The 7,720-nt window shown below is 40.6% G+C and carries 6 protein-coding genes; 3 read left to right on the forward strand and 3 right to left on the reverse strand.

Features of this window, described 5'->3' with window-relative positions; translation table 11 throughout:
• Positions 1 to 57: 57 nt before the first annotated feature.
• The gene (locus L1765_RS11725) at positions 58 to 1,368 is read left to right on the forward strand and encodes a CBS domain-containing protein (RefSeq protein ID WP_236407677.1); all 1,311 of its coding nucleotides are present in this window, start codon (positions 58 to 60) and stop codon (positions 1,366 to 1,368) included.
• 98 nt (positions 1,369 to 1,466) lie between these two features.
• Here the strand turns inward: L1765_RS11725 and L1765_RS11730 are convergent, their stop codons facing one another.
• The 3 genes from L1765_RS11730 to L1765_RS11740 form a co-directional block, all read right to left on the reverse strand.
• Positions 1,467 to 1,655 (reverse strand): hypothetical protein, encoded by a 189-nt coding sequence (locus L1765_RS11730; RefSeq protein WP_236407672.1) that lies wholly within the window; start codon positions 1,653 to 1,655, stop codon positions 1,467 to 1,469.
• Between the two features lie 126 nt (positions 1,656 to 1,781).
• Positions 1,782 to 2,261 (reverse strand): hypothetical protein, encoded by a 480-nt coding sequence (locus L1765_RS11735; RefSeq protein WP_236407673.1) that lies wholly within the window; start codon positions 2,259 to 2,261, stop codon positions 1,782 to 1,784.
• 2 nt (positions 2,262 to 2,263) lie between these two features.
• Positions 2,264 to 2,590, reverse strand: coding sequence for a YtrH family sporulation protein (locus tag L1765_RS11740; RefSeq protein WP_236407674.1), 327 nt, complete (start codon positions 2,588 to 2,590; stop codon positions 2,264 to 2,266).
• A gap of 212 nt (positions 2,591 to 2,802) precedes the next feature.
• On the opposite strand from L1765_RS11740, the gene L1765_RS11745 reads away from it, so the two are divergent.
• The gene (locus L1765_RS11745) at positions 2,803 to 6,162 is read left to right on the forward strand and encodes a DNA polymerase III subunit alpha (protein ID WP_236407675.1); all 3,360 of its coding nucleotides are present in this window, start codon (positions 2,803 to 2,805) and stop codon (positions 6,160 to 6,162) included.
• Between the two features lie 150 nt (positions 6,163 to 6,312).
• Positions 6,313 to 7,545, forward strand: a complete 1,233-nt coding sequence (locus tag L1765_RS11750; RefSeq protein ID WP_236407676.1) for an NAD(P)-dependent malic enzyme — start codon at positions 6,313 to 6,315, stop codon at positions 7,543 to 7,545.
• Positions 7,546 to 7,720: the final 175 nt, after the last annotated feature.

Consider the following 7,720-nt stretch of genomic DNA (forward strand, 5'->3'; position numbering starts at 1 on the left):
TGGTACAGAACGATTATTGTTATGAAACAGAATTGGAGAACAAGGTTTGGTGAAAGCATGTCGACAAAACATGAGCAAATTTTAAAGCACATTGAAGGATTAGAGGTTGGCGCGAAAATTTCTGTCAGGCAAATTGCCAAAGAATTGGAAGTAAGCGAAGGAACTGCTTACCGTGCGATCAAAGAGGCAGAAGCTCAAGGGTTGGTCAGTACCATTGAAAGGGTCGGGACCGTTCGGATTGAAAAGAAGCAAAGGGAGAATATTGAAAAGCTTACATTTGCTGAAGTTGTGAATATTGTAGACGGACAGGTGTTAGGCGGGAAGGAAGGGCTGCATAAAACCCTGAATAAATTTGTCATCGGAGCAATGAAGTTGGAAGCGATGATGAGATATGTGGATAAAGGGAGTCTTCTTATCGTGGGTAATCGGGATCAGGCCCATAAATTATCCTTGAAAAACGGTGCGGCGGTATTGATTACCGGAGGGTTTGATGCAGATGATGAGGTAAAACGATTGGCTGACGAATTGGAGTTGCCGATTATTTCAAGCAGTTATGATACTTTTACCGTGGCCTCCTTAATCAATAGGGCCATCTATGACCGTTTAATTAAAAAAGAAATCATGATGGTGGAAGATATATTAATTCCGATTGAAGCAACGGATTATTTAATGACTGCTGAAACGGTACAGGATTGGCATCGGCTTCAAATTAAAACAGGACATTCCCGCTATCCTGTCTTGGATCATCAGTTAAAGGTTCAGGGAATTGTTACCTCAAAGGATATTTTGGGTCATCACATGGAAACCTCAATTGAAAAGGTCATGACGAAGAATCCAATTACGGTATCTCCGAAAACTTCCGTTGCATCAGCCGCCCATATGATGGTATGGGAAGGAATTGAACTTCTCCCGGTCGTTGACCATTACCGGAAACTCCTTGGAATTATCAGCAGACAGGATGTTTTGAAAGCGCTTCAGTATATTCAAAAACAGCCGCAAATAGGGGAAACCTTTGAGGATTTGATTTTAACCCAATTTGAAGAAATAAAAGGAGATAGAGGAATTTTCTTTAAAGGGGTGGTTTCGCCCCAGATGACCAACCACCTGGGCATCCTTTCTAACGGCGTTTTAAGCACGTTAATCAATGAATCGGGAAATCGGGCATTAAGGCAATATAAAAAAGGGGATTTAGTTCCAGAAAATATGATTATTTATTTTCTTAAGCCTATTCAGTTGGAGAGTATCATTGAGATACACCCCCACGTACTGGAGGTCAGCCGGAAATTTGGAAAGGTGGATGTGGAAATTTATCATGATCATCAGTTAGTAGGTAAGGCGATGTTAACGGCTCAGGTCATAGAAAAATAAATAAAACCCAGATCATTTACTCATGTAAATTCATCTGGGTTTTTTATCCTTTGGCTGTTAACCAAGCTTTTTTATAAGGAAGCTGAATTTCTGCTTGACTATTCATTTTCCTTTATGGGAATAAACCAGCAACCTTTAGAAGTTTTATCCACGTGCACTCTTAGCCCCAGCTTATTGACTTCCTTTTCTACTAATTCTGTTACTGCTGCAGTCTCGGTGAAAGCAGAAAAACCATTTTTTAATTTCTCTACCTTCGCCCGGGCAATTGCTTTCTGATTTATTACCATAATCTCAAAGCCTCCTTTCTTAAAAGTTACGTTTACCCTTACTTTATTTTACACGAAAATAAGGATTCTGGCGACTTGTTTCCAGACAATTTCACCAATGTGTCATAATTAGCGAGATGCAAAAACTTAACTGATATTTTCAATCCTCAGCCAAATATGGATTTCAGTGGAGATGATTAAGGTATCCAGTTTCGTTTTTATATATTGGTCTTTGATAGGATATTCTCTTTGATTATATAGATTTATAATTGCTTCATGGGTTTCAATCACGCTGTCCAATGTTTTTCCCAATAGAAATTTGGCATCATTAGAAGCCATGGCAATCAGGTTAGACTCCATAAAGCCGTCCGGTGCTTTTTTTATATGGATGTTTACCTTTCGAACCACCAATTTTTGCTGACGCTTATCCAGTTGTTTTTTATAGGATTCAATGTCGGTCATTAACTGCATATTTAGTATGCTTAATTGATTATTTTCCAAAATCAGATTATCCATTTTTTGGCCGTAAAGGAACAGAAATAGAAAAGCTCCGAATAGAGCTCCTAATAAGAAGATCATTTCATAGCGAATCCATTTTTTGTGAAGAATCCTGGAGATGTATCTCATTCTTACAGTTCCCCCTTCACGATCCACTTAATGACCTGAGTTCCAACATGTGCGCCGTAGAAGGCTGAGAGGATATACAGGACCTGCTTTATCACTGGGGACATCTCTCCTGACATAAATCCTTTTTCCAATTCATAGATAGGATCAAACGTTCCTCCAATTGCCGCTACGAGGGCCCATATCTTTAATTTTTCTGCCAAATCCGCCATGGTGTCCATTGGAGGCTGATGAGTAAGAAACGCGCTGATTCCGCCAAGTATTGACCCCCCCAGTACGACTCCAAAGGCAACAAAAAAATCAAGGGCCACTGTGATAAAAAAAGTGATCATTCCTTCTCCTCTCCTTTGGACAATCTGATACAATGTATGGTTTCAAAAGCGATTTTATGAATATATTCAGCCGATATATTCAGCTGATATTCGTGATTTTAATTATGTGCTTGAAAAAGTGATATAATGAAAATCAAATATATGGATGAAAAAAACTTTAGTTCTTGATGGACAGACCGTTGATGAAAGTTTGAATGAAGGAGGGATAGGAGATGGTCCGTGATTTCGTTCATCTCCATGTCCATAGCGAATATAGTTTATTGGACGGTGCCAATCCCATTTATGAGCTGGTTAAACAGGCACAATCTTTGGGAATGTCATCCTTGGCCATTACTGACCACGGGGTCCTGCACGGAGCCATTCCATTTTATAAAACCTGCCTTCAATGGGGAATCAAGCCGATTCTTGGAGTGGAAGCTTATGTTGATGAGGGAGACGATTATTATCACTTGATTTTATTGGCGGAAAATATGGAAGGATACCAAAATCTATTAAAACTGGTATCCAAGTCCCATTTGGAGGGCTTTTACTACAAGCCAAGGATGAAAAAGAAATGGCTTCAGCAATATCATAATGGAATTATTGGATTAAGTTCGTGTATTGGCGGGGAAATCCCCCAATGGATTTTAAAAGGAAAAACGGAGCAGGCATTAGCATCAGCCCTGCATTTCGAACAAATTTTTGGCAAAGGGAACTTTTTTTTGGAGTTGCAAGATCATGGAATCCAGGAGCAAAAAGAAGTGAATTATTGGTTGACCAAAATATCAAAAAGAACAGGAATCCCCCTTGTGGTCACCAATGATGTTCATTACTTAAAAAAAGAAGACCATAGAATACAGGATGTTCTGATGTGCATTGGGACCGGAAAAACGATAGATACGGAAGATCGAATGAAATTTCCTACTCAGGAATTTTATTTAAAATCAGCCGAAGAAATGGAGCGGTTATTTTCCCACTACCCGGAAGCATTAGAGAATACATCCCATATTGCAAGGAGATGTCAATTGGAAATTCCTATGGGAAAAAGTATTCTTCCTCGTTTTCATTTGCCTGAACAAACCAGTGCAGAAGAATTTATCCGTGAATGGTGTGAGAGGGGATTAAAGGAAAGATACGAGAGTGTAACTGACGAGATCAGGAGTAGGTTAGAATATGAATTATCTGTGATACAAAGCATGGGTTTTTCTGATTATTTTTTGATTGTTTCTGATTTTGTTCGTGAGGCAAGAAAACGAGGAATTATGGTGGGGCCTGGAAGAGGATCTGCTGCCGGCAGTTTGGTGGCCTATGTTTTACATATTACGGATATTGATCCGATTCAATATGGGCTGCTTTTTGAAAGATTTTTAAATCCGGAACGGGTTACGATGCCGGATATCGATATTGACTTCTCAGACGAGAGAAGGGATGAAGTGATTCGCTATGTGGTTGAAAAGTATGGAAGTGACCGGGTGGCTCAAATTGCTACTTTTGGAACAATGGCTGCCAGGGCCGCCATTAGGGATGTTGGAAGGGCATTAAAACTTCCGTATTCCCTTGTAGACAAAACGGCCAAAATGATTCCCTTAGGAATTGGTGTCACCATTGAAAAGGCTCTAAGGGAAAATGAGGAATTAAGAAATTGGGCCCAAAAAGATCATCAGGTCAAAACTTTATTAAGCACGGCCCAAAAGGTGGAAGGAATGCCAAGACATGTTTCCACCCATGCCGCCGGTGTGGTGATCTCAAGGGAACCATTGACAGATTATGTTCCTTTAATGAAAGGAAATGAAGGACATGCGTTAACTCAGTATTCGATGGATGTGTTAGAAGATTTAGGCCTCCTTAAAATGGATTTATTGGGATTAAGAAATTTAACGGTCATAGAAAAAACCCTGAACCACCTTGAAGAGTGGCAGGGGATTAGCCTTCAATTAAAAAACATCCCTTTTGATGATCAAAAGACCTATCAGCTCCTTGGAAGGGGGGATACTTTAGGTGTTTTCCAATTGGAATCCTCTGGAATGAGAAATGTATTAAGGGAATTAAAGCCAAGCCATTTTGAGGATATCATCGCCGTATTAGCCCTTTATCGACCAGGGCCGATGGAGTTTATTCCCCAATATATCGAGGGGAAATACGGGAGAAGAAAGGTTACTTATCCTCACTCTGATTTAAAAGAGATATTAGAGCCTACTTATGGGATTATCGTTTATCAAGAACAAATTATGCAGATTGCTTCTAAAATGGCGGGGTATTCCCTAGGTGAGGCCGATATTTTACGCAGGGCCGTCGGCAAGAAAAAAAGAGAAATATTGGATGAGCAGAGAAATCGGTTTGTTACAGGGAGCATCAATAAGGGTTATGGTAAGGAATTAGCCAATTATGTGTATGATCTGATCCTTCGTTTCGCTGATTATGGATTTAATCGTTCCCATGCTGCAGCCTATGCGGTCGTTGCTTACCAAATGGCCTATTTAAAGGCCAATTACCCGAAGCCCTTTATGGCAGCCCTATTGTCAATGGTGATAGGGAATCAACAAAAAACAGCAGAGTACATGGAGGAATGTAAGAGACTGGGAATCCGTTTGTATCCGCCGGATATTAATAAAAGCCACATTCAATTTATCATAGAAAATGAGGGAATTCGTTTTGGGTTAGCTGGGATAAAGCATGTGGGGGTTCACGCTATTGAAGAAATCATCAAGGAGAGAATGAAGGGTCCTTTTAAAGATCTGTTAGATTTCTGCATGAGAATCAACCAGAGGTCGTGCAACAAAAAATCGATAGAATGTCTGATCTTGTCTGGCGCCTTTGATTCTTTACCTGGGCATCGGGCTCAGAAACTAGCGTCCCTGGAAGAAATGATTCAATTCTCCCACAATTGGAAGAAAAAGCAGCTATTAGACCAGATGATTCTGTTTGATGAAGAAACCAGCGGTTTTCCAGTTCTTTACGAAGATATCCCTCCTTTTTCAAAAAGAGAAGAATTGACCCATGAAAGAGAATTATTAGGATTATATCTATCGGGACATCCTTTGGACAATTATTCGAAAATCACTAGAGATTTTGACTCTATACACCATCTTCACGAGAAGAAGGATGGCGAATGGGTGAAAGTGGCGGGACTGGTATTAGAAGTAAAATCCATCACCACGAAAAAAGGAGAAAAGATGGCCTTTCTTCTTCTGGAGGATAAAATGGGCCAGGTAGAGGTAACCATTTTTCCAAGGGAATATCAAAAAAATCAACATGTGCTAAATCGGGATGTTCCACTCATTGTTGAAGGGCGGGTTCATCATACAGAGGAAACGGTAAAAATAACTGCAAATCGCCTTTTCTCATTGGAAGAAAAGCAGAAAGAGCTGTTTGTTCGAATTCCCAAGGATTTGAAACAGACTGAGTCCCTACGTAAACTTCAACAATTATTAAAGCAGCAGGAAAAAGGGAATGTTCCCATCTATCTGTACTATGAGATGACAGGAAAGGTAAGAAGGTTGTCGCCTGATTATGACATTCAATTAAGTCCGCGTCTGGTTGAGAAAGTGGAAGAAATTCTCGGAAAGGGGGCAGCAGTAGTGAGAATCATCTAAAAAATGGCCTTTTACACAAATATACCATTTGATATAATGTAGGGAGTGGAGTGGTCTGACCACTTTTTACACATAGTCTAATCATAAGAAATGTCATAAACCTCCTTTTTGATTTATCAAGTATGGAGGTTAATAAAAGGAGTGAGGGTTTTGTCTACGTTGCGTGAAGAATCTCTGGAACTTCATCGGATTCATCAAGGAAAACTTGGGGTAAAATCAAAAGTTTCAATCAAAAATGCGAAAGATCTAAGTCTAGCTTATTCACCCGGTGTTGCAGAACCATGTAAAGAAATTCATGTTGATCCTACAAAGGTATATGAATATACCATTAAAGGAAATCTTGTGGCTGTGGTGTCAGATGGCACCGCTGTGTTGGGTTTAGGAAATATCGGCCCGGAAGCGGCCATGCCGGTTATGGAAGGAAAGGCTCTCTTATTCAAAGCCTTTGCAGGGGTAGATTCCTTTCCTATCTGTCTAAAAACAACAAATGTTGATGAAATTGTAGAAACGGTCAAGCGCTTAGAACCCAGCTTTGGAGGAGTCAACCTTGAGGATATCGCAGCTCCAAATTGTTTTGAGATTGAAGAACGATTGAAAAAAGAGGTGAATATCCCTGTTTTTCACGATGATCAGCATGGAACGGCCATTGTTACGGCAGCAGGATTGATCAATGCTTTAAAAGTGGTCAATAAAAAAATGGAAGACATTCATGTTGTAGCCAATGGCGCTGGCGCTGCAGGCATCGCGATTATTAAACTTCTTCTTTCCATGGGTGTAAAAGATGTGATCATGTGTGATACCAAAGGAACCATTTTTGAAGGAAGAGACTATGGTATGAACCCTGTGAAAGAGGAGATTGCCAGGATCACCAATCGGAATAAAATTAAGGGAACGTTAGCTGATGCCATGAAAGGGGCTGACGTCTTTATTGGAGTTTCCGTAGCTGGAGCCGTTACTCCAGGGATGATTCAGTCGATGAATAGAGATCCGATTATTTTTGCGATGGCCAATCCGGTGCCGGAAATCATGCCGGATGAAGCCAAAGCTGCCGGAGCAGCTGTTATAGGGACCGGACGTTCCGATTTTCCTAACCAGGTGAATAACGTTTTAGCGTTTCCAGGACTGTTTAGAGGCGCATTGGATACTTACGCAACAGACATCAATGAAGAGATGAAATTGGCTGCCGTTTATGCCATTGCTGGATTGATTCAAGACGATGAGTTGCATGCGGACTACGTCATACCTGCTCCATTTGATAGCCGGGTGGCTCCTGCGGTTGCCGCTGCGGTGGCTAAAGCAGCAATGGACACAGGGGTAGCCCGAAAAACGGTTGATCCTCAGGATGTTCTAAGGAGAACAAAAGAATTGGCCAGCATCGAATAATTTAGAAGTGGAAACTAACTTTGATATGAAAATAATTCCCTCCCGGGTCATACTGATCTAAAAATGTCAAGTGCTTGGTATCAATTTCCAGATAAAAATGGGTATAGGGATGCCCGGGATAATCGTTGTAAATGTTTCCAGTAGTTATGATGCAGTATTCTTCTGAACTTCGTAT

Origin of the sequence: Microaerobacter geothermalis (assembly GCF_021608135.1) — a bacterium.
GTDB classification, from domain to species: Bacteria; Bacillota; Bacilli; order DSM-22679; family DSM-22679; genus Microaerobacter; species Microaerobacter geothermalis.